Consider the following 26,862-nt stretch of genomic DNA (forward strand, 5'->3'; position numbering starts at 1 on the left):
GTCCGACCTCCTGCGCGTGTTCCGTCGGTGTCGTCATCGAGGATCGATGGCGTGGACGAGGATCGCGCGGAAGCCGGACATCTCCTGTCGGCTTTTGCCCGCCGGGTCACCCGGTCGGGCGCGGGCCGCGGTTCTGACCCGGCGTGTCCGCGGTCCTCACCCGGTGGAGCGCGGACCGCGGTCGCCCTCGCGGCTCAGTGCCCCCGGGCGATCCACTCCTCCAGGTGCGGCGCCTCCGCGCCGATGGTCGTCGCGTCGCCGTGTCCGGTCAGCACCTTCGTCTCGGGCGGCAGGGCGAGCAGCCGGTCCCTGATCGAGGTGATGATCGTCGGGAAGTGGGAGTAGGAGCGCCCGGTGGCTCCCGGGCCGCCCTGGAAGAGGGTGTCGCCGCTGAAGAGGACCCCGAGGCCGGGGTCGTGCAGGCAGACCGCGCCGGGCGCGTGCCCGGGAGTGTGCAGCACGGTGAGGTCGGTGCCGGCGGCCTCGATGACCTGGCCGTCGGCCAGATGGGCGTCGGGCTCGCGGTCCGGGTGGGTGAGCTTCCACAGCGGCAGGTCGTCGGGGTGCAGCCAGATCGTGGCGCCGGTCGCGTCGGCGAGGGCCGGCGCGGCGGACACGTGGTCATTGTGGGCGTGGGTGCACACGATGGCCGTCAGCCGGCGGTCCCCCACGGCGGCGAGGATGGCTTCGGCGTCGTGCGCGGCGTCGATGACGATCGCCTCGTGGTCGTCGCCGACGATCCACACGTTGTTGTCGACGTCCCAGGTGCCGCCGTCGAGGCTGAACCGACCCGAGGTGACGAGGCGTTCGATGCGCGCGGCCATCACAGCACCACCACCGAACGCAGCACGTCGCCGTGGTGCATGCGCTCGAACGCCTGCTCCACCTCGTCGAGTCGGATGGTCTCGGTCACGAACGCCCTCAGATCCAGCCGGCCCTGGAGGTGCAGGTCGATCAGCATCGGGAAGTCGCGCGAGGGCAGGCAGTCGCCGTACCAGGACGACTTCAGCGCGCCGCCCCGCCCGAAGACGTCCAGCAGGGGCAGTTCGAGCTTCATTTCCGGGGTCGGTACACCGACCAGGACGACCGTGCCCGCGAGGTCGCGGCCGTAGAAGGCCTGCTTGTAGGTCTCCGGACGGCCGACCGCCTCGATCACCACGTCCGCGCCGAAGCCGCCGGTCAGCTCACGGATCGCCTCGACGGGGTCGGTCTCCTTGGAGTTGACCGTGTGGGTGGCGCCCATCTTCCGGGCGGTCTCCAGCTTCCGGTCGTCGATGTCGACGGCGATGATCTTCGCGGCGCCGGCCAGGTTCGACCCGGCGATCGCGGCGTCGCCGACCCCGCCGCAGCCGATCACCGCGACCGTGTCGCCGCGGCCCACGTTGCCGGTGTTGATCGCCGCGCCGATGCCGGCCATCACCCCGCAGCCCAGCAGCCCCGCCACGGCGGCCGACACCGACGCGTCGACCTTGGTGCACTGCCCGGCCGCCACCAGGGTCTTCTCCGCGAACGCCCCGATGCCGAGAGCCGGGGACAGCTCGGTGCCGTCGGTCAGGGTCATCCGCTGCTTCGCGTTGTGGGCGTCGAAGCAGTACCAGGGGCGGCCGCGCAGACACGCCCGGCACTGCCCGCACACCGCGCGCCAGTTCAGGATCACGAAGTCGCCCGGCGCGACGTCGGTGACGCCCTCACCGACCGACTCCACCACACCCGCCGCCTCGTGACCGAGCAGGAAGGGGAACTCGTCGTTGATCCCGCCCTGCTTGTAGTGCAGGTCGGTGTGGCAGACCCCGCAGGCCTGCACCTGCACCACGGCCTCGCCGGGACCGGGGTCGGGGATCACGATCGTCTCCACGCGTACCGGCTCGTTCTTCCCCGGCGCGATCACTGCGCGCACTTCCTGCGGCATGGTGCTGCCCCTTTCGTCGGCGGTCGTCCGTCCCGCTGCCGACCCTACGCGTGACTGATCGGTAGGAGCACGGGCGGCAGGGCCGACGCCCGCCCTGAACACGCCCTTCCCGGCCGTCCGGCGCGGCGGCCGACGTAGCCTGAGGCCTGCGACCCGACCTCCCGAGGAGCCCCGTGACCATCGCAGAGACCGCCGGCGGCCGGCCCCCGTGGCGACTGTTGCTCGACTACGTACGGCCACACCGCCGGTCCCTGCTGGCGGGTGCGGCGCTGTCGCTCGTCACCGGCGCCACCGGGCTGCTCCTGCCGTTGGTGGCACGGAAGTTGATCGACGACCTGGGCCACGACCGGTCGATCTCGGGCGCGTTGCTCGCGCTGACCGCACTGGTCGTCGCCAACTCGGCGGTGGGAGCGCTCGGTTCGTTCGTGCTGCGGCGCACCGCCGAGTCGGTGGTGCTCGGCGCGCGGCGGGCGCTGTCCTCGTATCTGCTGCGGCTGAGGATCACGGCCGTCGACCGGAGCGAGCCCGGCGATCTCATGGCCCGGATCACCTCCGACACGACGCTGCTGCGCGAGGTGACCACCGACTCGCTGGTGGGCCTCGGCACCGGCGGGCTCACACTGGCCGCCACGGTCGTGATGATGGGCCTGGTCGACCCGGTGCTGCTGGGGGTCACGCTGGCCGTGATCCTGTGCGCGGGGACGGTCCTCGGGGTGATCGTGCCCCGGATCAACCGGGCGAGCCGCCGGGCGCAGGACGCGGTGGGCGTGATGGGCGCCTCGCTGGAGCGGGTGCTCGGCGCCCTGCGCACGGTGAAGGCGTCGGGCGCCGAGCACCGTGAGGAGGCGACCCTGCACGCGGCGGCCGAGGAGTCCTGGCGGCAGAGCGTGCGCGCGGCCAAGTGGTCGGCGGCCGCGGGCAACACGGCCGGCCTGGCGATGCAGACGGCCTTCATCACCGTCCTCGCGGTGGGCGGGGCGCGGGTCGCGACGGGCGCCATCCAGATCGGCACGCTGGTGGCGTTCCTGCTGTACGTCTTCTATCTGATGTCGCCGATCCAGCAGGTCGTCGGCGCGATCACCCAGTACCAGACGGGTTCGGCGGCCCTGAGCCGCATCCAGGAGGCGCTGCGGCTGCCCGCCGAGCCGGTGTCCGGGCCCGAGCCGCTGCCCTCGCCCGCCGCCGGACCGGCCTCGCTGGACTTCACCGACGTCCGGTTCCGGTACGCCGACGACCTGCCGTACGTCCACCACGGGGTGACGTTCACCGTGCCGGCCCGGGGCATGACCGCGTTCGTCGGCCCTTCGGGCGCGGGCAAGACCACGGTGTTCTCGCTCGTCGAGCGGTTCTACGACCCCGAGTCCGGCACGATCGCCCTCGACGGGCGCGACCTCGCGGACTGGGAGCTGTCCCGGCTGCGCTCCTGCATCGGCTACGTCGAACAGGACGCCCCCGTGCTGTCGGGCTCGCTGCGCGACAACCTGCTGCTGGGAAATCCGTCGGCGGACGACGACGCGGTGCGGGGCGTCCTGAAGACGACCCGTCTGGAAGGGCTGGTCGAGCGGCTGCCGCAGGGGCTGGACACCCTGGTCGGTCATCGTGGGACGAAGCTGTCCGGCGGCGAGCGGCAGCGGGTGGCCATCGCCCGGGCGCTGCTGCGCGGCCCGAGACTTCTCCTCCTGGACGAGGCGACCTCGCAGTTGGACGCGGTGAACGAGGCGGCCCTGCGCGACACCGTCGCCGACGTCGCCCGGACGACCACCGTCCTCGTCGTCGCGCACCGGTTGTCGACGGTCACGATGGCCGACCGGATCGTCGTCATGGACGCGGGCCGGGTGCGCGCGGTGGGGACGCACCGCGAGCTGGTGGCGGGTGACCCGCTCTACGCGGAGCTGGCCGCCACGCAGTTCCTGGCGACGGTCGAGTGAACCGGGGCGGACGCGCGTGGGGGCCGCCCGGGCCTCCGGACGGCCCCCACGGGGCGAGGTGAGACGCTCAGCCGACCGCGGGCAGCAGTCCGGTGACAGGGGCGGCGAGGTCGGTGATCTGGTGCAGCTCGTTCAGCTGCTGGAGCTGACCGACCTTGTTGAGTTCGCCCAGCTGCCGGGAGACCGGCGGAAGGTCGGCCCGGTACTCCGCGGGAATCTGGCTCGTGGCGACCGAGTCCAGCACGGCCATCGGGTTGAGTTGGCCGGTGGCCGGGGCTTCGGCCGCGCTCGCCAGGGGCGCCGCGAGGCCTGTGACCCCGGCGGCGAGAGCGGCGAGAGCGGCGATGCGTCGAGTGGAGATCATGCCTACAGCAACGCGCACGGCGGCCTCGCGGACACGGGTGGGCGACGGCGCTCACCCGACAGGCGGAGGAACCGGCTGCGCTTGCCTGGTCCGGCCTGCCGGAGGAGCCTCGAAGGTGAGGGTCGGACGGTTCGACCTCCGCTCGGCCGCGGCCCTCGGAGGAGGTCACCATGGGCACCGCGGCAGGCTCCGCCTTCGACACCGAAACCCTGCGCCGAGGCGTGGAGGGACAGACCGCGACGGCTCTGCTGTCGCTCTACGCCGACGACGCGGAGATACACGTCATCGACCACAACTCCCAGCCCAGCCGGCCCACCGTGCTGCACGGCCGGGACGAGATAGGCCGGATGCTCGAGGACGTCTACAGCCGGGACATGACGCACAAGCTGGAGGAGTGCATCGTCCAGGGCGACCGCGCCGCCTTCAGCGAGTCCTGCCGGTACGCGGACGGCGTGCGCGTCCTCGCCGAGTCGATGATCACGTTGCGGGACGGCAAGATCGTCGAGCAGACCATGATCCAGGCATGGGACGAGTAGGGAGAAAGACCGCGGGGTCCAGGTCACTTCTCGTCTGACCTGGACCTTTGCGGCACGAGCGGTACGGTACGGGCGGTACGGGGGCGGCCACGTTCCGGCTCGCTCCGCGCCGCTGCCCCCGTCGGCCGCGGTGAAGGCGGTCTCAGGCCCGCGCGGACGCGCTCCCCGGGCCGGACGGAGCGTCCTCGGCGGCGATCCGCCCGAGGCGCCGGACGACCGTGCCCAGCCCGGCCGGCGCCACCGCCGTACCGGCGCAGACGGGAACGACGGACACGGAGACGTCCTCGCCGGTTCCCCGCCGTCCGTGGGTGGCGGCTGCGCCCGGGACGAGCGGCGGGGGCCCGGGTCGGGCCCCCGCCCCGAGGGTCAGGTCAGCGTCCACTTCTGGTTGTCGGCGGTGCCGCAGGTCCAGAGCACGATCGGGGTGCGGTTGGCCGTGCCCGCCCCGTTGGCGTCGAGGCACAGCCCCGCGTTGACGTTGGTTATCGTGCCGTCGCTGTTGACGTTCCACTTCTGGTTGTTCTGGCCGTTGCAGTCCCAGATGACGACCTTGGTGCCGTCGGTGGTGCCGAGGTTGTAGGCGTCCAGGCACTTGTTCCCGTACACCACGAGTTCCTTGCGGGAGGTGTACGTCCAGGCCTGGTTGGAGCCGCCGTTGCAGTCCCACAGCTCGGCCTGGGTGCCGTTGGTGACGGTGCTGTTGTACAGGTCCAGGCAGCGTCCGGACTGCTTGCCGACGACGAGGGCGCCGTTCGCGCCGGGGAGCGGCTTGACGGTGATGTCGGCGAGGGTCGGGGCGCCCGTGAAGGCGAGCGTGTTGGCCGAGCCCTTCGACAGGGCCACCTGGAGGGTGATCGTGCCCTGCGCGGAGCCCGTCGGCGGGAAGGAGACCGTCGTCGCCGTCTGGCCGTTGACCTTCAGCGTCGCGGTACGGGCCGTGGAGGCGGTGTTGGTGTAGGCGACGTCGACGACCTTCAGGCCGGTGTTCCCGGCGACCACGCCGGAGAAGCTCGACGTGCCGGTGTACGTGCTGCCCGACGCCTCGGTGCCGCCGGTGACGGTGAGCATCACCGAGCCGCCCGCCGGGACGCTCGCCGTGTAACTCGTGGCGTACGAGCCGACGTCGGCGCGGGCCCAGAGGTCGCGGACGGTGGCGGAGGCGCCGGTCAGGCCCAGGTCGGACCAGCGGACGGTGATGTTCTGGGCGGCGGAGGTGCGGTTGAGCAGGACCACGGCACGCTTGCCGGTGCCGGACAGGACCTTGCCGTAGACCTGGAGTCCGGTGGTGTCCTCGGCGACCTTGACGCCCTGGAGGCCGCGCGCGTCCTGGTCGACGGCGATGACCTCGGGGTTCTTGAGGATGCCGGCGGTCTCGGTGCTCATGGTGGCCAGGTTGTTGCCGGCCAGCAGCGGGGCGCCGGAGACGGCCCACAGGTTCATGTGGGTGCGGTTCTGGGCGGCGGTGAAGCCGTCCATGCCGACCATCAGCATGTCGGGGTCGTTGTAGTACCCGGTGTGCTGCGCGGTGGGGTGCAGCCCCTGGTCGAAGTTGGACAGCAGGTTCGTCATCGACGGGTTGTTGCCGTAGTAGACGATGTCGGTGCTGGTCCGGAACATCGGGGCGAGACCGGGGGCCCAGTTCCAGGTGTTCTGGTAGCCCCAGTTGCAGATGGACAGGGTGAGCGGACGGCCGGTGGCGGCCGTCGCCTTGGAGACGGCGGCGCTGATCGCCGTGTACGCGGTCGCCGCGTCGAGGCCCTCGGCGTCCCCGCCGCACCAGTCGACCTTCACGAAGTCGAAGCCCCACTGCGAGAACTGGAGCATGTCCTGGTCGTAGTGGCCCTCACTGCCGGAACCGGGGGCCGCGGGCCGCCCGGTCGGGTAGTAGTAGCCGCAGCCGTCCTTGCCCGCGTCCGTGTAGATCCCGGCCTTCAGACCCTTGCCGTGGATGTAGTCGGCGATGGCCTTCATCCCGCCGGGCCACTCGGCCGCGTCGGTGGTGATGTTCCCGGCGCTGTCACGGGTGCCCTGCCACCAGCCCTCGTCGATGTTGATGTACTTGTAGCCGGCCGCCGGCAGACCCGACGCGACGAACGCGTCGACCTGCGTCTTGATCACGTTGTAGTCGATCTTCGCAGCGAAACTGTTCCAGGACGCCCAGCCCATCGGGGCGGTGGGCACGGCGATCTGGCGCGAGGTCGCTGCCGAGGCCGTGTCGGGCTGGGCGAAGAGCAGGGCTGCGGTCACCGTCAGCAGCAGGGCGAGCAGCCGTGCGACGGCGGATCTCCGGTACGGGACCGGGCGCGTGGGGGGTGGGGGAAACATACGGCGGCTCCAAGCTTCGAAATTTCGAACAAGGGTCGGCAAACCGAACGCGTTGCGCGCCGAAAGTAGAGCCGCCGGAGGGTGAAGTCAACGGCTGGGACAGAAGTGATGTGACCGGTCTCAAAATATGAAGTGGCCACATTCACAGGGTCGTTCACCCCCGATCGGACCCCCGGCCCCATACTGTCCGTCGTGCGAGTGGCGATCATGACAGCCGGATCCCGGGGTGACGTGGCCCCCTTCACCGGACTCGGCCGTGGACTGGTCCGGGCGGGACACGAGGTCACCCTGGTCACCCACGCGCGGTTCGCGCCGTTGGTGGCGGGCTCGGGGGTGGGCTTCCACGCGCTGCCGGTGGACCCGCGGGCGGAACTGGAGTCCGAGCGGGGCCGGGGGCTGCACCGCAGCACCACCGGTCCGGGCAAGCTGCTGCGGGTGGCCCGGATGGCGCGGTCACTGGTGGGGCGGATGACCGACGACCTGCTGACCGCCGCCCACGCGAGCGACGTCCTGCTGCTGTCCGCCTCGGTGGCGCCGCTGGGGCACACCATCGCCGCGGGACTCTCGCTGCCGAGCCTCGGCCTGTACCTCCAACCCGTCGCCCCTACCCGGGAGTTCGCGCCGCCGGTGCTGGGCGGTGGCTCATGGGGCGCGGTCGGCAACCGGCTCGCCGGGCACGGCGTCGCAGTGGCCGTCGAGCAGATCTTCGCGCCGGTCGTGCCGGCGGTACGGGCCCGGCTGGGACTGCCCGCCGTACGCCGCCCCGGCACCGGCCTGCGGGGCGGGGCCCGGCACGGCTGGCCGGTCCTGCACGGCTTCAGCCCGCTGGTGGTGCCCCGGCCCCGCGACTGGCGGGCGGAGCTGGACATCACCGGGTACTGGTGGCCCTACGACCGCGAGACCCGACTCCCGCCCGCCCTGAGGGAGTTCCTCGACGCCGGGTCGCCCCCGGTCTTCGTCGGACTGGGCAGCGCGACCGTGCCCGACCCCCGGCGGCTGAGCGCCGAGATCGTCCGGGCGCTGCGGCGGGCGGGGCTGCGCGGGGTGGTCCAGCGCGGCTGGGCGGGCCTCGCGGCCGACGGCGACGACATGCTGACCGTCGACGAGGTCCCGCACTCGCTGCTCTTCCCGGAGACGGCCGCGGTGGTCCACCACTGCGGGGCGGGCACGACGGCGGCGGGCGTACGGGCCGGGGTCCCCGCCGTACCGGTACCGATCCAGTTCGACGAGACCTTCTGGGCCGACCGCCTGGTCCGCCTCGGCGTGGCACCGGCCTCGGTACCGCTGCGCAGACTGACCGCCGACACCCTCACCACGGCACTCCTGCGGGCCACCCGCGAACCCGCCTACCGCGAACGGGCCCGCGCACTGGGCACCCGGGTGCGCGAGGAGGACGGGGTGGAGCGGGTGGTGGAGGCGGTGGGACGGCTGGGGTGAGAGGGGAGGCGCTCAGCCGCACCGGATCGAACGCTCGTCAAGGACCCGATGACGGGGTGATGCCGAGGTCGAGACGCATCTCCCGGCGCAGGTCGTGCAGGAAGCCGCGCGCGGCGTCCAGATGAGTCCTGACGTGCTGCGGGCCGTCCGGCTCACGGGGAGTGCGGGCGTGCAGGCGTTTCAGCATCCCGTAAGCCTGGTTCAACTCACTGTTGACGGCGGTGGCGACGCTCAGCACCGCGTCGGGCACCACCATCTGGGCCTCCGCGTAGCGGGCGCGGTATTCGACGCGCACCGCCTCCAGTTCCTCCAGTTCGGTCGCCGACTCCGGCTCGCCCTCGCCGGACGGCAATCGGTGAAGATCATTGCTGAGCGCCGCGAAATAGCGGCGCGCTCCCTGGTTCAGGGAGATGTAGTTCGCACGGCGCAGGTCGAGCACGCGCTCCTCGAGCCGTGCCCTCTCCTCGACCTCCCGCAGCCGCTCGGCGTTCCGGCGCTGCGCGTCGAGCGACCGCTCCGCGCCGCGCTGGACCAACCACGTCGCGCAGAGTGTCCCGCACACGCCGACGACCGCAGCGATCAAAGCCTCCACCAACGCCTCCTCGTCCCACCGCCACCGACCGCGGGCCGAACCGGCGCGCTCCCGGCCAGCGTGCCGCACGGAAGGACGGAGGATGGCCAACTCGGCGCATTCGAAGAACCGTTGCGGAAGATACTGACTCTTTACGTATGAATTCGCTGGCCGCGTCGGTAACCTTCGGACATGAACCGCGACTCGGTGCAGAGCGACGGGGAACCCGGCCGCGACCTGTTGGAATCGGGCCTGGCGCTGCTGCGGGCTCATTTACCGCATGCAAGTTCCGTGCAGATCGTCAAACCGCTCGCCGGCGGGTACACCACCGCCCGCGTGATGCTGTGCGACATCGGCCGGACGTCCGGCCGCGACAGCGGCGACGGCGGCGTCCTGAACGGCCAGTACATCTTCAAGGCGGGGTTCTCCACCGGGCGTCCCCAGGCCGAAGCCCAAAATGCCTTCGTGCTGGGGCTGGGCGACTACGGCCGCGAGCGCATCCCTCAACTCGTCGAGTCGCTGCAGGAATCGGGCACCAGCGTCGACGTCTACGACATCGCGGGACTCAGCCTCGATCTGCTGCGCTCGGCCGAACACGTCGACGCCGAAGATCGTGAGGAGACCTGCGCCCGCGTCGCCCGGGAACTGCTCGCCGCCCAACTCGCCGCCGGGGGCCAGCCGGATTACCAGGCGACCGTCGGGTCCGTGCTGCGCGATTGGCTCGGCCACGACTTCCCGGACGACCAGCGTGGCGAGCGCGTGCGCGAGGTCCTGGCGCAACTGAACGGAACCGGCCACGCCTTCCTGCACGAGGGCGAACTGCTGCCCAACCCGCTCGCCCTGCTCGATCCCCGCTTCGGCCTGGCCGAACACGGGCTGGCCTGCTTCCGCGGTCCGACCCACGGCGACCTGCACCTGCGGAACGTCATGGTGCGGGGTTCTCGTCTGACCAGGGACCTCGACTACTGGATCATCGACGTCAACTGGGACGCTCCCACTCCGCTCCTGTACGACCACGCCTACTTGGAACTCTCCGCGCTGCTGTTCGGACTCAGTCACTCCAGCAGCGGCCGAGTACTCCCGCTGCTCGCCCGGCTCGACGACGAGGCCGTAGCGGTCCGCGTCGACCTGGACCTCAACGACTCGGGGCTCATCACCCTGCTGCGCCGCATCCGCACCGAGACGCGGGATGTCCTGGCCGCTCGCGAGCAGAAACGGGTCGACGTCTGGCAACGGCAGATGCTCATGGCCCGGATCGCCGTCGGCCTCAACTACGCCGCCAAGCCCGTCGACGACATGTTCCTGCGCCGTGCCGCCTTGGCCAGCGCAGGCTGGGCGGCACGGCTCCTGCTCCGCGAGCGTCACCCCGAGGTGTGGGTGAACATCGCCAAAGAGAGCCGGATCGACAAAGTGGGCCTCGCGACCAGCACCAGCGCCACGCGGGTCACCGCCCAGGAGGCCCTACGCCGCTGGACGCCGTTCCGGCAGACGCACGGTGGCATGGACCTGTTCCTCGTCGCCGACTCCGTGGCCGGCAAACCGGAACTGGCCGCGCTCGCCCACTGCGGCTGGGCCGCCGTGTTCGACCTCGATCCGGACAGCGACGACAACGGCCTTTCCAGCGTCGTCGTGCCGAGCCTCGAGGAGCGGCGTCATGTCAGTGTGTTCGGTGAGAACCACCGGCTGGTCCCACCCGGCAATGCGACCAACTGGCTGATGGCCAACGGCTGGACCACGCACGACGAGCAGACCGCCCAGGACGGCGACCAGTGGCGTCGACGCGGCTACCTCCAGCGCGTACGGCAGTTGGTCGACGACACGCACGAGGGAACTCCGCACCAGTCCGCCGCCGTCCTGGTCCTGCGCTCCGGGAGACGGGACCAGGAGATCGACCGAATCCTCGACTACATCGATGAGCGGTACGACGGCGTCGCCGAGAGCCTGGACCTCGCGCAGGCCCCCGCCGTCAACGGCATCGACATCGACGCATTCCTCACCGTCGTCGCCGAGTCTCTCCCACCGGACGGAAGTACGTCGTCGCCATCGCTGCCCGGCCGCGACGGACAGCGCTGGACGCTGAAGTGGTCCGATCTGCAACGCCTCTCGGTCGACCTGGAGGTGCTGCACTCAGAGATCCTCTCCGAGGGTGCGTCCGCCGTCCAACAGGGCACGGACGAGTTCTGGCGCGGTCGGCCGCCCACCTGGCAAGAGCTGGAAGTCCCCATCGACGTGGAGCGGGACGCTCACAGGGCCCTGGCGAACGACATCACCGAACGACTCAACGATCACCAGCTCGCCACTGTTCGTCTCGACCACTCCCCCGGTGCGGGCGGCACGACGCTGGCCCGTCGCATCGCCTGGGATCTGCACCGCACTTATCCGACCGTGTTGCTGCGCGCCTACTCTGAGACGACGGCCGACCGCATCGACGAGATCTATCAGGAGACGGGTTACCCCGCGCTCGTCATCGCGGAGTCGGCGATACTCCCGGACTACGACCGCGACGAGTTGATCCACTACCTGGCCCAGCGCAACACGCGGGCGGTTCTGCTGTGGGTAAACCGTACGAACGTGCGCCGCAGCGGAAAGCACCACCAGCTGCTGGACCCGCTGGAAGGCAGCGAACGGGTCCGCTTCCTCAAGAAGTTCCGGGAACGCGCGGACACCGACCGCGCCCGTCGGCTCCTGGACGGTCTGGCCGAGGGAGCCGCCGACGTGGTGGCTGATCAGAAACTCTCGCCGTTCTTCTTCGGGCTGTGTGTGTACGAGGAGCAGTTCGAAGGCATCGCCTCCTATGTGAGCAACCACTTCAGCCGCCTGACCCGGGAGCAGAAGGAACTCGCCCGCCATCTGGCGCTGCTCACCCGCTACGGCCAGGAACTCGGCCTGCCGATAGTGATGGTCGAGGCCTGGATGCGCCGGGAGCGGCCGGTCTACTCTCCCCTGAACGACGCCGAACTCAGTGAGCTCCTCGGCCCGGACCTGCGCCACTTGGTCGTGGCGGAGCGTGGCGCGCTTCGTTTGCTGCACCCGCTCATCGCGCACCATGTCCTGAACGGCGAGCTGGACGGCGAGCGGTACGGCCTCGGCAAGATCTCCGTGGACTTCATCAAGAAGACCACCGACCTGCTCGGCCCCGAGAACAGTACGACCGCGCGACTGCTGAACGAGCTGTTCATCCGACGTACCAACATGGCCGGGGACGGGCAGCGGGCGTACGACTTCTCCGAGCTCATCGAGAGTATGACGACGGAGGCCGGTGCAGGGGTGTTCGAGGTGCTGACCGCCCAGTGCCCGAACAACGCACACTTCTGGAACCATCGGGGCCGGTTCGCCATCTACAAGGACAAGACGGACTTCAGCCGAGCGGAGAGCTACGTCCTCACCGCCGTCGAGAAGTCCAAGGGCAGGGACGCCACCCATCTGCACACCCTGGGGATGGTCCGCAGATTCTGGATCGAGAACACGCTCAACCAACTCCTCCGGGACGGCGACCAGCACACACCTCAGGAACTGCTCACCTCTGTCGAACCGCTTTTCGACCGTGCGATGGAGGCGTTCACCGACGCCGCCAAGTACAAGAACACCGAGTTCACCTGGTCCACCCCCATCCAACTGATCGCGACCGTCGTCGAGCGTCTGTGGAAGGCCTCGGCCCACGACAGTCTCGCGGAGTTCATGGAGAGCGACGATCCGTCGGCCGTCTGGGTGACCGAGCAGATCGGACGGGCCGAGGAACTGCTCGACAATCTCCGCAACATCAACGCCGAGGGCAGGTACTACCAGAAACTCGACAACCGACTGAGCCTGATGTACGGGGATGTCGAGCGGCTGGTCGAGCAGTGGCAGGAACTCCGCCGCCGCGGCACGGAAACCGGCGAAGTGGACCTCGCCATCGCGCGTACTCTTTATGCGAAGGCCGGACGGGACTGGTCGCAGGTGCCCGAGGAGCAGGCACGGACCATCGCCGCGATGACCGAGCGGACGGTCGACAGTGGCCGGGCCACGGACGCCGACCTGCGTCTGTGGTTCCAGTCCTACCGCCGGTTGCCCGAGTACTCCGAGACACATGCCCTCGAACGTCTCGCGTGGTTCGCCTCCGAGCGCAACAGCCTGGACGCGAACTACTACCTCTACATGCTCCACTTCCTCATCTGGTACCGGGGAGACGCTCAGGACGAGGAGCGCATTCGCTACTACCTGGAGGAGTCGACCCGCCTGAGCCGCCAGCACCGCAGGCAGTGGAGCTTCGAATGGTTCGGGATCGAGGCACGCTCACATCGGCTGGTGCACTTCAGCGAGATGGGACGGCAACGGACCGGGACCAGCGGTTTCTGGAGTCGGCCACAGGAGCTGGCGCGCGTCGAGGGAATCATCACGGAGATCAAGAGCCCCCAGTCGGGACGACTGCGGGTCAGGGGCGGCAAACTGCCGGCCTTCTTCACGCCCCGGAACCGGTTCCGTCAGACCCGTGACGTGGAGGCGCCCGTCGAGTTCTACCTCGGTTTCAGCTACGAAGGCCTGCGAGCCTGGGAACCCACTTACCCCGGCGAGACGCCCGACGCGCTGACCAACGCGGAGCCGGTCAAGAGTCTCCTGAGTACGGCGAGCACGGTCACCGCTCCGGCGGCCGCGGTGAAGGCGCCCGAACCTGTACCCCCCGCCCAGCCGGACGAGCCGGAGGACACGCTCGAGACGCCCGTCCCCACTCCTGCTCCGGAGCCTTACCGGGTCGACCCTGCGGTGCTGCGCTCACTTGCAGCCCGTCAGCGCGGCCGAGGCGGGCCCGAGGACTTCCAGAAGGCGATTCTCGACCTGGTGAAGCAGGCGAGCGACGAGGGATCGCACCTCACCTCGCTGGAGCTGGGAAAGGCCCTGCAGAGCCTGTTCGGGATGGACGCCTACAGCCGGTTCCGCAGGGAGAAGGGCAAGGGCAAGCTGAAGCTCGCCGTGGAGACACTCGGGTTCAGGACCACGCAGACCCCGCAGGGCTTCGACGTCGACCTGCCCTAGGACAGCGGACGGACCTCAGGAGGCACCCCGCACCCACCCCGGTGGTCGCAGAATTCCCAGGAGTTGGTGTACGAGTTCGTCGACCACCTCGTCCAGGGTCGCGTCCACCCAGCCGGCGCTCCAGTCGTGGAGGAGGCCGTTGACGCTGCCGATGAAGGCCGTCGCCGCGAGGCGGTAGTCGCGGGGGGCCGCCTCGCCGCGGGCGGCGGCCGCCGTCGCCTCGGCGCAGATGAGGTCGACCCAGCGGGCGCGGCGGGCCAGCCGCTGCTCCTCCATCCGGGGGCTGACGCCGACGATCTCCACGAAGGTGATCCGGATGCGGCGCGGGTCGGAGGTCACGTCGGCCGCGTAGGCGCGGAAGATCGCGGTGACCCGCTCGACGAGCGGCGCGTCCTGGGCGGCGGCAAACGCGGCCACGACCGCCTCCTCGGCCCAGTCGTTGACCTGGAGGTGCAGCGCCGCCAGTACGTCCTCGAGCGTGCGGAACTCCTCGTAGAACTGACGGGTGGACAGTCCGGCCGCCTCGCTCAGCGACGCGACCGTGGTGCCCCGGTAGCCGGGGACGTCCCCGAACAGCCGCAGCGCCGCCTCCAGGAATTTCCCGCGCCGCTCGACCTGCCGCTGCTCGGCGGACTTGCCGCCGTACCGGCCGGTCGGCGCCCTGAGCCTGCCCGCCACTGACCCTCCCTCGTCGCTCCGTGCCGCCCCGCCGCCAATTTTGTCGTGTACGGAGTCTTGTGGCGAAGGCCCCCCCTTCCTTACTTTCCAGTAAGTAAGTTCTGAATGCTTCCGTGTTCAGATTGGGCGGCCTCTTCCGCCCTGCCCCCACGCCTTCCGCCCCAGAGGAGAGAGCAGCCATGCCTGCCTTCAGATCCAGGCACCTTTGCTCCGTAGCCGCCGCCCTCGTGCTGACCGTCACCGCCCCCGCGACGGCCGCCACCGCCGTCTCCGACGCCCCGACCGCCGCCGCGCTGCGCGAGGTGCTCTTCGTCGGCAACAACTGGGAGGGCACCGCGGACGTCATCAAGTCCAGCGGTGACTTCGCCAGGGTCGGCCGGATCAACGTGATCCCCGACAAGAGCGCCCGGATGGCGGAGATCAACGCCGATCCGATCAAGTGGATCTACTTCCAGGCCATCCGCAACGGTGTCGGCGAGGGCCACGACCAGTTCGTCGACGACATGTACACCACGCCGGACGGCAGCTCGGTGGTCGTCTCCCGGCCCAGCTTCGCCGATGTCGTCTCCATCGACCTGGCCACCGGGAACATCAACTGGCGCTTCCCGGTGTCCGGTTACCGCTCCGACCACATGGCCGTCTCGCCCGACGGGACCCGGGTCGCGGTGTCCGCGTCGATCTCGAACACCGTGCACGTCCTGAACATCGTCACCGGCAAGCAGCTGGGCTCGTTCAAGACCGGCGACAAGCCGCACGAGAACATCTTCACCAAGGACGGCAAGTACATCTACAACATGTCGATCGGTGACGTGAACACCTCGCAGGACGCCCCGTGGCAGGACTTCACGAAGGGCGACCGGCGCATCACCGTAGTCGACGCGAACACGTACCAGCAGGTCAAGGTCATCGACATGCGGCAGCGGCTGGACGCGATCGGCCTCAAGGACTACTCGGACGCGGTGCGTCCGGCGGTCTTCACCCCGGACGAGTCCAAGCTGTACTTCCAGGTCTCGTTCTTCAACGGCTTCTTCGAGTACGACCTCGCCACGGACCGCATCACCCGGACGAAGACCCTTCCGAAGAACCCGGCGACCAGCGACGACCGCACCACGTTCGTCAACGACTCGCGTCACCACGGCCTCTCGATGAGCCCCGACGGCGCGAAGCTGTGCGTGGCGGGCACGATGGACGACTACGCGACGGTCGTCGACCGCGCCACGCTCCAGGAGGGCCCGCTGGTCACCGCCTCCAAGCCCTACTGGGCCACGGTCAGCGGCGACGGCAAGAGCTGCGTCATCTCCGAGAGCGGCGCCGACCAGGTGACGGCGATCGACTTCGCCACCGGGCAGAAGGTCGTGTCGGTGCCGGTGGGCGACCACCCGCAGCGGGTCCGGATCGGCCACGTCGCGGCGGACTGGACCGGAACCGGCAGCTGACGGCCGGCCGGCTGACAGCTGACGGCTCCGTGGACGGCGCGGTGGGTGGCGGTCACCGCCACCCACCCCGCCGTCGTGGACGGCGCGGCTACCCCACCTTCTGGGCCACCCACGCCGACAGTTCCGTACGGGCGGCGGCCAGCACGGTCGCGGACGGCGCGGTCGACCCGTTGGTCACCAGGGCGTAGTGCAGGGTGCCCGAGTCCGGCGCGCTGAGCAGCAGACGCCGGCTGCCGGTGCCGCCCGGTTCGGCGGCCGCGGCGATCTTCGTGGTCGTCGTGTACGCGGGCGGGGCGTACGCCGTGCCGAGGTCGGAGACGACGGTCGTCGTGGCGGTCGGGAAGGAGGCCGGCAGATGCAGTTCGGTGGGTGCCGTGCCGCCGTTCGACCGCCACACCAGCAGCCCGTACTGGCCGGAGCCGACGAGTTGGGCCGTGTTGGGCAGGGAGCTGGGGACCGGGTTCCAGGTGAGGGTGGTGGAGCCGTCGCGGGAGCGGTCCTCGTAGGTGAAGGCGACGGTCGTGCCGGAGGTGGCGCTCGGGTAGATCCGGTCGAGCAGCCGGGCGTCCTGACGCAGGGTCGCGGTGCCGCTGTCGTCCAGGCGTACGGCGGAGAGGTCCTCGTCGTTCCAGGCGTCGCCGGTGGTGAGCACCTTGCCGGCGTTGCCGTTCATCAGCTCGTGGTGGCGGCCGTTGTAGATGTCCCACTGCCACTGCGAGCCGGAGAGGACCGGGCCCGAGGCGGCCGGGGTGGTCCACCAGTTGACGCCCTTCACGCGGGAGTCGAGGGCCTGGTACATCGCCTTCAGGACGGTCGGGGCCTTGCCCGCGGTCGAGCCGTTGAGGGGGTGGCCGAACTCGCTGACGATGGCGGTCGTCGCGGTCGCCGAGGCGCGGTCGCGGACGTTGCCGAAGTCGGTCACGTACTGGCCGTTCTCCGCGTTGCCCCACATCAGGATGCCGGAGATGGCCTTCTGGTCGTAGAAGTGGGTGTTGAAGACGTAGCGGGAGCCGAGCGTGCCCACGTCGAGGAGGCCGCCCTCCTCCTTGCTGACGTTGCCGTTCCAGAAGAGGTTCGGCTCCACGAAGGCGGGCTTGTCGGTCCAGCCGGCCGCGTCCATCCGGGCCCGGAACTTCACGTAGAAGGGCCACAGCAGGTCGCGTTCCCAGGTGCGGCTGGTCTGGCCGGAGTCGTAGGTGCCGGCGTAGGGCTCGTTGTAGGGGTCGAAGCCGAGGATGCCGGTGAACCCCTCGGTGGTGAGGTTCGCCTTGAGGTACGCCATGGTCTTCTGGGCGGTGTCCAGGAAGTAGTCCTGGAGGCCGTACCTGTTGTGCCAGAAGTCGTACTGGCCGGCCTTCACGGCCCCGTTCTGGGTGATGTTCTGGCCCCACATGATGCAGATGCCGCAGGACTCGGCGGAGTAGCCGCCGAGCGCCACCGCCCACGCGGGGGCGCCGTCACCGGTGTACCAGCTGCCCGAGTTGAACAGGTACCGGGAGTAGAGGTCCTGGTGGAAGTCGGGGTAGACCCGGATGCCCGCGTCCAGGAAGGCCTGCATCTGTGCGGTGGCGGCGGCCAGGTAGGCGGTGTCGACCTGGCCCTTCACCGGTTCGGCGTAGGCCCAGGAGAGCAGGAAGCGGACGGAGTTGCCGCCGCCGAGGGCACGCAGGGCCGTCGCGGACTTCTTGGCGTCGGCGACGGAGGCGAAGGGCAGGCCCTTGTTCTCGGCGAGCTTGGTCTCGCCGGAGACGTTGTAGCCGCGCAGGACGACCTCGCGGCCGTTGGCGTCGACGAAGCGGCCGCCCGACACGGTGAGCGCCGTGCCGTCGAAGGAGAGGGAGTCGGGGAGCGTGGCCGCGCCGGCGGTCGGGGAGCCCGCCGTCGTCAGGAAGCCACAGAGTCCGCAGAGGACCACCAGAACAGCGAGCAGACGTGCCCGGATATTCGGCATGTCCCCTACAGTCCGGTGATTTCAGGACATCGTCAATACCTTCTGACCCGTGAGTAAGTTCTTTCCCTGTCAACCCAGTTGGCAATCCAGCCGCACCGGTCCACCGGGCGCCCCCACGGGCGCGGACCGGCGGACGGGCCGGCCGCGGACTACCGTTCAGGAAACGGCCGACGCGGCCGTCGCGGCCGGGCCGGAAGGAGACCGATCGTGCGCGAGATTCTCCCGGTGCTGGCCGGCTGGTACGCGGCCGGTGCGCCCTTCGGACTCGCCACCGTGGTCGCCGTCAGCCGCAGCGCGCCGCGCGGACCCGGGCGCGGCGATGGCGGTGGGGCCGGACGACGAGGTCGTGGGCGGCGTTTCCGGGGGCTGCGTGGAGGGCGCGGTGTTCGAGCTGGCCCGGGAGGTCGTGGCCGACGGGGCGGCCCGGCTGGAGACCTTCGGCTTCAGCGACGAGGACGCCTTCGCCGTGGGGCTGACCTGCGGCGGCGAGATCACGCTGCTCGTCCGTCCCGTCACGCCCGGCCGTGACCCGTCGTTCGGGGCCGTCGCGGAGTCGGTCGCCGCGGGCGAGCCCGTGACGGTGGCCACGGTGACCGACGGCCCCGCGCCCCGCGGGGCCGCGCTCGCCGTCTGGCCGGACCGGACCGCCGGCACGCTGGGCACGGAGGGCCTGGACGCGGCCGTCACGGCCGACGCGCGCGGCGAGCTCGCCCTCGGCGTCACCGGCGTCCGGCACTACGGGCCGCGCGGCCAGCGGCGGGAGGACGCCGTCGCGGTGTTCCTGCACTCCTTCGCACCGCCGCCGCGCATGCTGGTGTTCGGCGCGATCGACTACGCGGCCGCCGTGGCCCGGATCGGCGACTTCCTGGGCTACCGGGTCACGGTGTGCGACGCCCGGCCGGTCTTCGCCACCCCGAAGCGGTTCCCGCCGGGCGTGGAGGTGGTCGTGGAGTGGCCGCACCGGTACCTGCGCGACACGGACACCGACGGCCGGACGGCGATCTGCGTGCTGACCCACGACCCGAAGTTCGACGTGCCCCTGCTGGAGGTGGCGCTGCGCAGGCCGGCCGCTTACATCGGGGCGATGGGCAGCCGGCGCACCCACGACGAACGCCGGGCGCGACTCGTCGAGGCCGGACTCACGGACGGCGAGCTGGCCCGGCTGCGCTCGCCGGTCGGGCTGGACCTGGGAGCCCGTACGCCCGAGGAGGTCGCGGTGTCGGTGGCCGCGGAGATCGTCGCTCTGCGCTGGGGCGGCAGCGGGGCTCCGCTGACCTCGACGGCCGGGGCGATCCACCGCGCGCGGTGAGGCGAGCCCGGACGCCTTCCACCCTGGTCGCTCGTCGGTTGCTCTCCGGTTGTTCTCCGGTTGCGTTGCTCTCCGGCTCTGTTGTTCTCCGGTCGTCCCATGGCCGGCGTCAAAAGATGTGTGAAGCGTGCACGGACGGGGTACCGGCACATAACGGACAGAAAGAATGTCCTCTGTCCTTCGTCTCGCGAAGGAAGGAGGTCCGTTGAAGCAACGCACACTCGCAAGTTCCGGGCCGCCCCCGACCCTCTCGGCCGGGCGCGGCCCGGTTCTGTGTCGCGGCCCGGTGCGGTGCGACCACCTGGTTCCGCGGCACGGCGTCCACCCGGGTCAGCGGCGCGGTGGCAGCCGGTGCAGGACGAGGTCCGTGAGCCGGCCGTCGGCCACGGTGGCGGTCAGGTAGGTGCAGTGCGGCTGACGCCGCCGGTCGGTCGGGGAACCCGGGTTGAGCAGACGCGGTCCGCCGGGGGCCGTGGTGTCCCACGGGATGTGGCTGTGGCCGAAGACCAGGACGTCCAGGTCGGGGAAGCGGGCAGCGCAGCGGGCCTCCCGGCCCTGGGCGGGGCCGGTCTCGTGGACGACCCCGAACCGCAGCCCGCCCAGATCGGCGAACGCGACCTCGGGCAGCCGGGCGCGCAGATCGGGCCCGTCGTTGTTGCCGTACACGCCGACGACCCGCCGGCTGCGGCTCTCCAGCAGGTCGAGCGTGTCCGTGTCGACCCAGTCCCCGGCGTGGATCACCACGTCCGCGTGCGGGAGCTCGTCGAGCAGCGGTTCGGGCAGCGCCTTGGCGCGCTTGGGGAGGTGGGTGTCGGACATCATCAGCAGGCGCACGGCGCCAGACTACAAAATCGCCGACCGGGAGCAATCCGGACAGGTGGGGCGTCCGCGACGGGGTTAGCATCGGGCCACGCGCACCTGCTTCCCGCGCGGCGGAGTGATCCGGCAGGCAGTGCGGTCCAGCACGGCAGAGCGATCCAGCAAGGGGGCCAGGAGCCCGATGCCGGTCAAGGTCAGCGTCATCGTCCCCGTCTACAACCCCGGTCCCTACATCGAGGACTGTCTCGCCTCGCTGCTGAGGCAGTCGCTCCCGCCGGACGAGTACGAGGTGATCTTCGTCGACGACGGCTCCACCGACGCCACCCCCGCCCTGCTCGACGCGGCCGCGGCCGAGGACTCCCGGATCCGGGTCCTCCACCAGGAGAACTCCGGCTGGGCGGGCAAGCCCCGCAACGTCGGTATCGAGGTCTCCCGCGGCGAGTACGTCATGTTCGTCGACAACGACGACCACCTCGGCGACGAGGCCCTGGAGCGGATGTACGACTACGGGGTCGCGAACGACGCCGACGTCGTCGTGGGCAAGATGGCCGGCCGGGGGCGGGCGGTGCCGGTGGAGCTGTTCCGTACCAACCGCCCGCACGCCACCGTCGAGAACGCGCCGCTGATCGACAGCCTCACCCCGCACAAGATGGTCCGCCGGGAGTTCCTGGACCGCATCGGCCTGCGCTTCCCGGAAGGGCGGCGGCGCCTGGAGGACCATGTCTTCGTCACCGAGGCGTATCTGCGCGCCGGCAACGTCTCGGTGCTCGGCGACTACGTCTGCTACTACCACGTCAGACGCGACGACGCCGCGAACGCGGGCTTCCAGCGGTTCGACCCGGTGGGGTACTTCAAGAACCTCCGGGAGGCCCTCGACGTCGTCGAGCGGTACACCGAGCCGGGTGTGCTGCGCGACCGGCTGTTCCGGCGGTGGCTGCGGGTGGAGATGGTCGAGCGGCTGCGCGGCACGCGCTTCCTCGGCCTGCCCGAGGACTACCGCAGGGAGCTGTTCGAGGAGATCCACGGGGTCGTCGTCGAGCGGTTCGGACCGGGTGTGGCGGCAGCGCTCCAGCCCGCCCAGCGGGTCGTCGCGGCGCTGGCCGCCGAGGGGCGCTACGACGACGTCGTCGCGTTCGCGGAATGGGAGGCGGGCGTCGCGCTCGCCCTCGACCCCGAGGACGTCACGTGGCAGGGCGGCGTGCTGCGGATCGCCTTCGCCGCCGAGCTGACGCACGACGGCGGGCCGATGACCTTCCCGTCCGCCGGGGGGTCCCCGCAGTGGCCGCCGCGGGACGTCGCCGAGGCGGTCCGCTGGCTGGGCACGGACACCGTGGGCCGGTTCGACCGGGCCGTGCCCGACCTGCTGCTGCGGGAGCGGGCCAGTTCGGCGCAGTACTTCCAGCCGGTGGGCGTGGTCCGGGAGACGGTGCCGGCCGGTGACGGCAGCCAGGTGCGGCTCGTCCTGCGGGCGACCGCCACCATCGATCCCGCCACCGCGCTGAGCGGCGGGCCGGCGGGCGAGGGGCTGTGGGACGTGTTCGTGCGCATCGGTCTGGGCGGGTGGACCAAGGAGCTGCGGCTGGGCCCGGCGCCCCGCCACGGGCGTCCCGTCCCGCCCGCCGCGGTGGTCGCGGGGCGCGTGGTGCTGCCGTACTGGACCGAGCGGTACGCGAGCCTCGCGCTGGACGTCGGCCACGCGGGCCGGCGGCTGGGTCTGGGCCGCGTGGCGGCCGAGGACGTGACCGTCGCGGAGGACCGCCTCCACGTGGTGCTGCCGCTGCACGTGCCCGAGACCGCCGATGTGCTGTTGCGGCTGGCGGGGGCGAAGTCCGGTGGCTCCCGCGAGGTCTTCGGGACGCTCTCGCCGGGCGGCCGGCTGTCGGCCGTCCTGCCGGTGGGCGATCTGCTGGGCGGGACCTGGCTGGCGACGGTCTGCCTGACCCCGGACGCGGACGCGGCGCGCTTCCACCCGCTGCCCTTCGCCCTGCACGTCGCGTCGGACGGCGTCCTCGTGGTGCCGGCGCCCCAGCCCGCCGGGGTGCGGCGCCTGGCCCGCAGGGTGCGGCGGGTGCTGTACCGGGCGCTCCAGAGCGTCACGCCCCGCAGGAGGTGACGCCGTGCGACCACTGGACATCGAGGGGGCCTGGGTGCTGGAGCCCAAGGTCTTCCACGACGGGCGGGGCAGCTTCCACGAGTGGTACCGGACGCCGGAGTTCCGCGCGGCCACGGGCTACGACCTGGGAATCGCCCAGGCCAACTGTTCGGTCTCGCGCCGCGGTGTGTTGCGCGGGGTGCACTTCTCCGACGTGCCGCCGGGGCAGGCCAAGTACGTCACCTGTGTCCGCGGGGCGGTGCTCGACGTGGTCGTCGACCTGCGCGTGGGCTCACCCCGGTTCGGCCGGTGGGAGGCGGTCCGGCTGGACGACGACACCCGGCACGCGGTGTTCCTCGCCGAGGGCCTCGGCCACGCCTTCCTGGCCCTCACCGACGAGGCGACCGTGGTCTACCTCTGCTCGACCGGGTACGCGCCCGACCACGAGCACGGGGTGCATCCGCTCGACCCGGCGCTGGGCATCGAGTGGCCGCGGGGCGTGGAGCCGGTGCTGTCGCCGAAGGACGCGCGGGCACCGTCGCTGGCCCGGGCGAAGGCGTCGGGGCTGCTGCCGTCGTACGCCGCCTGCCGGGACCGCTACCGGGAGTTGCGGGGCGACGGCTGACGGCGGGCCGCAGGTCGCGGGGCGACGGCCGACGGGCGACGACCGACGGCGAGCCGCGAGTCAGCGGCCGACGGCCGCCCGCTCCACCGCTCCGCGCAACGGCTCCCAGCCCCGGGAGCGGTCGAGACCCCGGTTGCGGGCCCGTACCAGGGGCTTCCAGAAGCCCGCCCGCAGCAGGGTCTCGGGCCGCACCGCGCGCACCCGTTCCAGGATCGCCTCGGGGACCTTCTGCGGGTCGGGGACGTCGAACTCGGCGACGATCTCGTGGTACTTCTGGCGCAGCACGGGGTTGCGGGGGTCGGCGCCGAAGACGACGAGCTGTCCGGTCGGCTGGGTGTCGACGGGGACGGCCACCAGGTCGGGGCGGTAGCGGGACAGGATCTCGACGATCTTGTAGACGTCGCCGGTCCAGGCGGTGGTGTGCCGGTCGCGGGCTGCCTCGTCGACGCCGCGGGGCAGCATGTCGTCGAGGACGATCACGCTCGACCAGTCGGAGTGCTTCTCGACGTTGATGAAGTCACGCAGCGCGTACTCGAACAGGTGCATGCCGTCGATGAAGGACAGGTCGAGGGTGGTGCGGCGCCAGTGGCCGAGGGGGTGGCGGCCCCGGACGAGGTTGCGCACCGGGTGGCGGCCGCCCTTGAGGTGGGCGAGCGGGTCGCGGCGCGCGAAGAAGTCGTCGCTGGTGGCCTTCACCAGGTGGACGTCGCAGCGGATCTCCGAGGTCACCTTGAACGCGGGGTCGACCGCGATGCTGGGCACCCGGGACAGCCGCAGGCTGCGGCCGTCGTTGACGCCGATCTCCAGGTAGTTGCGGTTGGCGGTGGCCTTGTGCAGTTCCCGCAGGAACTCATGGCGTTTCACGAAGGGACTCCTTGAGGGACACCGTGTCGAAGGACGCCTTGCGGATCAGGGGAAGTGCCTCGGCCAGGGCGGCGCGCCAGTCCCGCGGCGGCGACAGGCCCGCCTCGCGCCGGCGGCCGTGCGCGAGGACGCTGTAGGCCGGCCGGGGCGCGGGCCGGGGAAAGGCGTCGCCGGTGGTGGGGCGCACCCGGTCCGGGTCGGCGCCGACGGAGCGGAACACCTCGCGGGCCAGGTCGTACCAGGTGGCCTCGCCGGCCGCGGTGGCGTGGAAGACGCCCGTGGCACCGCGGCCGATCCGCGGTCCCAGCTCGGCGATGCAGGCGGCGACGTCCGCGCTCCAGGTGGGCTGGCCGCGCTGGTCGTCGACGACGTCGACGGTGTCGCGGCGGGTCTCCAGTTCCAGCATCGTGCGGACGAAGCTGCGGCCGTGGACGCCGTAGAGCCAGGCGGTGCGCACGATGGCGCAGGCGTCGGGGAGTTCGGCGCGCACGGCCCGCTCGCCGGCCAGCTTGGTGCGGCCGTAGGCGGTGCGGGGGGACGGCGGATGGTCCTCCCGGTAGGGGGTGCGGGCGGCGCCGTCGAAGACGTAGTCGGTGGAGACCTGGATCAGGCGGGCCTGGTGCGCGGCGCAGGCGGCGGCGAGCAGCCGGGGCCCCTCGCCGTTGACGAGCAGCGCGCGGGCCTCGTCGCTCTCGGCCGCGTCGACGGCCGTGTAGGCGGCGCAGTTGACCACCAGGTCGGGCCGGTGCGCGGCGAACGCCCGGGCCACGGACCCGGGCCGGGTGATGTCCAGGCCGGTGCGGCCGAGGCCGGTCACGTCCTCGCCGCGCCGGGCCAGTTCCGCCACCGTGTCCCGGCCGAGCATCCCGCCCGCCCCGGTGACCAGCCATCTCATGGCGTCCGCCTCATGTCGTCCGCCTCATGTCGCCCGCACTTTTCGTTTCAGGGGTTCCCACCAGTCCCGGTGGTCCCGGTACCAGGCGACCGTCTCGGCGAGGCCGGCCGCGAAGTCGTGCCGGGGCCGGTAGCCGAGCTCGGTGCGGGCCTTCGTCCAGTCGACGCAGTAGCGCAGGTCGTGGCCCTTGCGGTCCTCGACGTGACGGACCCGGTCCCAGTCGGCCCCGCAGGCGTCGAGGAGCAGTCCGGTCAGCTCCCTGTTGCTCAGCTGGGTGCCGCCGCCGATGTTGTGGACCTCGCCGGGGCGGCCCTTCGTGCGGACCAGGTCGACGGCCTCGCAGTGGTCCTCGACGTGCAGCCAGTCGCGGACGTTGCGTCCGTCGCCGTAGAGGGGGACCTGCTCGCCGTCCAGGAGGTTGGTGACGAAGAGCGGGATCAGCTTCTCGGGGAACTGGTACGGGCCGTAGTTGTTCGAGCAGCGGGTGACGCGGACGTCCAGGTCGTGCGTGCGGTGGTAGGAGAGGGCGATCAGGTCGGAGGAGGCCTTCGAGGCGGCGTACGGGGAGGTGGGGCGCAGCGGGTGGTCCTCGGTCCAGGCGCCGGTCTCGATGGAGCCGTACACCTCGTCGGTGGAGACGTGCACGAACGGGCCGACACCGTGCCGCAGGGCCGCGTCGAGCAGCGTCTGGGTGCCGAGGACGTTGGTGCGGACGAAGGCGCCCGCGCCGCCGATGGAGCGGTCGACGTGGGACTCGGCGGCGAAGTGGACGACCTGGTCGGCGGCGGCGGTCAGCTTGTCGACGAGGACGGTGTCGCAGATGTCGCCGTGCGTGAACTCCAGACGGGGGTGGGCGGCCGGCAGGTTCGCGAGGCTGCCCGCGTAGGTGAGCTTGTCCAGGACGGTGATGCGCACGTCGGGGTCGCGGATGAGCAGGCCGCGCACGTATGCCGAGCCGATGAATCCGGCGGCCCCGGTGACGAGGAGGTTCATGTGTGGATCTGTACCTTGCTGTGGTCGCCGAGGACCAGCCGGTGGGCACTGGACACGCCCGTCGCGGGCGTGACCTCGACATGCCGGCCGATCAGGGAGTTCTCGATGCGGCCCACTCCGACGATGGAGGAGTCCCGCAGCACGATGGAGAACTCCAGCTCGCTGTCGGTGATCCGGCAGTTCTCGCCGACGGAGGTGAAGGGACCGATGTAGGAGTCGCGGACCTCGCTGCCCGCGCCGAGGACGACGGGTCCGACCAGGCGGGAGTTCACCACCCGGGCGCCGGCCTCGACGACGACCCGGCCGACCGCCTCGGAGGCCTCGTCGATCTCGCCGTCGACGCGGCGCTCGACGCCCTCCAGCACGGTCCGGTTGACCTCCAGCATGTCGACGACGTTCCCGGTGTCCTTCCAGTAGCCCTTGATGATCGTGGAGCGCACCCGGGCGCCGGTGTCGATGAGCCGCTGCACGGCGTCGGTGATCTCCAGCTCGCCGCGCCGGGACGGCTCGATGGCGCGTACCGCGTCGTGGATCGCGGAGGTGAAGAGGTAGACGCCGACCAGGGCGAGGTCGCTCTTGGGGTGCGCGGGCTTCTCCTCGAGGCCGACGACCTGCCCCGCGGGGTCGAGTTCGGCGACGCCGAAGGCGCGGGGGTCGGTGACCCGGGTGAGCAGGATCTGGGCGTCGGGCCGGGTTCTGCGGAACTCGTCGACGAGGTCGGTGATGCCGCCGACGATGAAGTTGTCGCCGAGGTACATCACGAAGTCGTCGTCGCCGAGGAAGTCACGGGCGACGATCACCGCGTGGGCCAGGCCGAGGGGCCTGTCCTGCGGAATGTAGGTGACGTCGAGGCCGAACCGGGAGCCGTCGCCGACGGCTTCCCGGATCTCCCGCGCGGTGTCCCCGACGATCACGCCGACCTCGGTGACGCCGGCGGCGGCGATGGACTCCAGGCCGTAGAAGAGCACGGCCTTGTTGGCGACCGGTACGAGTTGCTTCGCCGAGGTGTAGGTGATCGGCCGCAGGCGTGTCCCGGCGCCACCGGACAGCACGAGCGCCTTCATCGGCCTCACTCCAGCCCCGGTCGCCGTCCGCGACCGATTCACGCACGCGATTC

The 26,862-nt window shown here is 71.1% G+C and carries 20 protein-coding genes and 1 pseudogene; 8 read left to right on the forward strand and 13 right to left on the reverse strand.

The window, feature by feature from the left end:
* Positions 1-194: 194 nt before the first annotated feature.
* The gene (locus OG440_RS03415; RefSeq protein ID WP_406005318.1) at positions 195-824 is read right to left on the reverse strand and encodes an MBL fold metallo-hydrolase; all 630 of its coding nucleotides are present in this window, start codon (positions 822-824) and stop codon (positions 195-197) included.
* A complete protein-coding gene (locus tag OG440_RS03420) occupies positions 824-1,909 on the reverse strand; it encodes an S-(hydroxymethyl)mycothiol dehydrogenase (RefSeq protein WP_406005319.1) in 1,086 nt (361 codons plus the stop codon). The genes OG440_RS03415 and OG440_RS03420 overlap by 1 nt, the downstream gene beginning before the upstream one ends.
* A gap of 173 nt (positions 1,910-2,082) precedes the next feature.
* Between OG440_RS03420 and OG440_RS03425 the strand changes: the two genes are divergently transcribed.
* Positions 2,083-3,837: an ABC transporter ATP-binding protein gene (locus OG440_RS03425; RefSeq protein WP_406005320.1), complete on the forward strand. Its 1,755-nt coding sequence runs from the start codon at positions 2,083-2,085 to the stop codon at positions 3,835-3,837.
* Between the two features lie 67 nt (positions 3,838-3,904).
* Here the strand turns inward: OG440_RS03425 and OG440_RS03430 are convergent, their stop codons facing one another.
* Positions 3,905-4,201 carry a hypothetical protein gene (locus OG440_RS03430; protein ID WP_406005321.1) on the reverse strand — a complete coding sequence of 99 codons (297 nt, stop codon included), beginning with the start codon at positions 4,199-4,201 and terminating at the stop codon, positions 3,905-3,907.
* 170 nt (positions 4,202-4,371) lie between these two features.
* Between OG440_RS03430 and OG440_RS03435 the strand changes: the two genes are divergently transcribed.
* On the forward strand, positions 4,372-4,737 hold the full coding sequence (locus OG440_RS03435; protein WP_406005322.1) for a nuclear transport factor 2 family protein: 366 nt from the start codon (positions 4,372-4,374) through the stop codon (positions 4,735-4,737).
* Between the two features lie 142 nt (positions 4,738-4,879).
* Here OG440_RS03435 and OG440_RS03440 read toward each other — a convergent pair whose 3' ends face one another.
* Together OG440_RS03440 and OG440_RS03445 are read right to left on the reverse strand one after the other, a co-directional pair.
* Positions 4,880-5,011, reverse strand: coding sequence for a hypothetical protein (locus OG440_RS03440; RefSeq protein WP_406005323.1), 132 nt, complete (start codon positions 5,009-5,011; stop codon positions 4,880-4,882).
* 92 nt (positions 5,012-5,103) lie between these two features.
* Entirely contained in the window at positions 5,104-7,062 is a 1,959-nt protein-coding gene (locus tag OG440_RS03445; protein ID WP_406005324.1) for an RICIN domain-containing protein, read from the reverse strand.
* A 207-nt stretch (positions 7,063-7,269) separates the two neighbouring features.
* Here OG440_RS03445 and OG440_RS03450 point away from each other — a divergent pair, with 207 nt between their 5' ends.
* The gene (locus OG440_RS03450; protein ID WP_406005325.1) at positions 7,270-8,499 is read left to right on the forward strand and encodes a glycosyltransferase; all 1,230 of its coding nucleotides are present in this window, start codon (positions 7,270-7,272) and stop codon (positions 8,497-8,499) included.
* Between the two features lie 37 nt (positions 8,500-8,536).
* Here OG440_RS03450 and OG440_RS03455 read toward each other — a convergent pair whose 3' ends face one another.
* Positions 8,537-9,091: a hypothetical protein gene (locus tag OG440_RS03455; protein ID WP_406005326.1), complete on the reverse strand. Its 555-nt coding sequence runs from the start codon at positions 9,089-9,091 to the stop codon at positions 8,537-8,539.
* Between the two features lie 171 nt (positions 9,092-9,262).
* Between OG440_RS03455 and OG440_RS03460 the strand changes: the two genes are divergently transcribed.
* Positions 9,263-14,083, forward strand: a complete 4,821-nt coding sequence (locus OG440_RS03460; protein WP_406005327.1) for a hypothetical protein — start codon at positions 9,263-9,265, stop codon at positions 14,081-14,083.
* 15 nt (positions 14,084-14,098) lie between these two features.
* Here the strand turns inward: OG440_RS03460 and OG440_RS03465 are convergent, their stop codons facing one another.
* Entirely contained in the window at positions 14,099-14,761 is a 663-nt protein-coding gene (locus OG440_RS03465) for a TetR/AcrR family transcriptional regulator (RefSeq protein WP_406005328.1), read from the reverse strand.
* 179 nt (positions 14,762-14,940) lie between these two features.
* Between OG440_RS03465 and OG440_RS03470 the strand changes: the two genes are divergently transcribed.
* A complete protein-coding gene (locus tag OG440_RS03470; protein ID WP_406005329.1) occupies positions 14,941-16,197 on the forward strand; it encodes a YncE family protein in 1,257 nt (418 codons plus the stop codon).
* A gap of 88 nt (positions 16,198-16,285) precedes the next feature.
* On the opposite strand, the gene OG440_RS03475 is transcribed toward OG440_RS03470, so the two are convergent.
* Positions 16,286-18,148 (reverse strand): cellulase family glycosylhydrolase, encoded by a 1,863-nt coding sequence (locus tag OG440_RS03475; protein WP_406005330.1) that lies wholly within the window; start codon positions 18,146-18,148, stop codon positions 16,286-16,288.
* A 207-nt stretch (positions 18,149-18,355) separates the two neighbouring features.
* Here OG440_RS03475 and OG440_RS03480 point away from each other — a divergent pair.
* Positions 18,356-19,457: pseudogene (locus tag OG440_RS03480) on the forward strand (XdhC family protein).
* A gap of 330 nt (positions 19,458-19,787) precedes the next feature.
* On the opposite strand, the gene OG440_RS03485 reads toward OG440_RS03480, so the two are convergent.
* On the reverse strand, positions 19,788-20,291 hold the full coding sequence (locus OG440_RS03485) for a metallophosphoesterase family protein (protein WP_406005331.1): 504 nt from the start codon (positions 20,289-20,291) through the stop codon (positions 19,788-19,790).
* Between the two features lie 166 nt (positions 20,292-20,457).
* Here OG440_RS03485 and OG440_RS03490 point away from each other — a divergent pair, with 166 nt between their 5' ends.
* Both OG440_RS03490 and rfbC read left to right on the forward strand, forming a co-directional pair.
* Positions 20,458-22,389 (forward strand): glycosyltransferase family 2 protein, encoded by a 1,932-nt coding sequence (locus OG440_RS03490; RefSeq protein ID WP_406005332.1) that lies wholly within the window; start codon positions 20,458-20,460, stop codon positions 22,387-22,389.
* 4 nt (positions 22,390-22,393) lie between these two features.
* Positions 22,394-22,993 carry a dTDP-4-dehydrorhamnose 3,5-epimerase gene (gene rfbC / locus OG440_RS03495; protein WP_406005333.1) on the forward strand — a complete coding sequence of 200 codons (600 nt, stop codon included), beginning with the start codon at positions 22,394-22,396 and terminating at the stop codon, positions 22,991-22,993.
* Between the two features lie 60 nt (positions 22,994-23,053).
* Here rfbC and OG440_RS03500 read toward each other — a convergent pair whose 3' ends face one another.
* From OG440_RS03500 to OG440_RS03515, 4 genes are read right to left on the reverse strand one after another with little or no spacing between them, the layout of a single operon-like run.
* On the reverse strand, positions 23,054-23,857 hold the full coding sequence (locus OG440_RS03500) for a class I SAM-dependent methyltransferase (protein WP_406005334.1): 804 nt from the start codon (positions 23,855-23,857) through the stop codon (positions 23,054-23,056).
* Positions 23,844-24,752, reverse strand: a complete 909-nt coding sequence (gene rfbD, locus OG440_RS03505; RefSeq protein WP_406005335.1) for a dTDP-4-dehydrorhamnose reductase — start codon at positions 24,750-24,752, stop codon at positions 23,844-23,846. Before rfbD ends, OG440_RS03500 begins: the two co-directional genes overlap by 14 nt.
* A gap of 24 nt (positions 24,753-24,776) precedes the next feature.
* A complete protein-coding gene (gene rfbB, locus OG440_RS03510; RefSeq protein WP_406005336.1) occupies positions 24,777-25,745 on the reverse strand; it encodes a dTDP-glucose 4,6-dehydratase in 969 nt (322 codons plus the stop codon).
* Complete coding sequence (locus OG440_RS03515) at positions 25,742-26,809, reverse strand: glucose-1-phosphate thymidylyltransferase (protein WP_406005337.1); 1,068 nt, start codon at positions 26,807-26,809, stop codon at positions 25,742-25,744. The genes rfbB and OG440_RS03515 overlap by 4 nt, the downstream gene beginning before the upstream one ends.
* Positions 26,810-26,862 lie beyond the last annotated feature (53 nt).

Source organism: Streptomyces sp. NBC_00637 (assembly GCF_045161545.1).
Classification (GTDB): Bacteria; Actinomycetota; Actinomycetes; order Streptomycetales; family Streptomycetaceae; genus Streptomyces.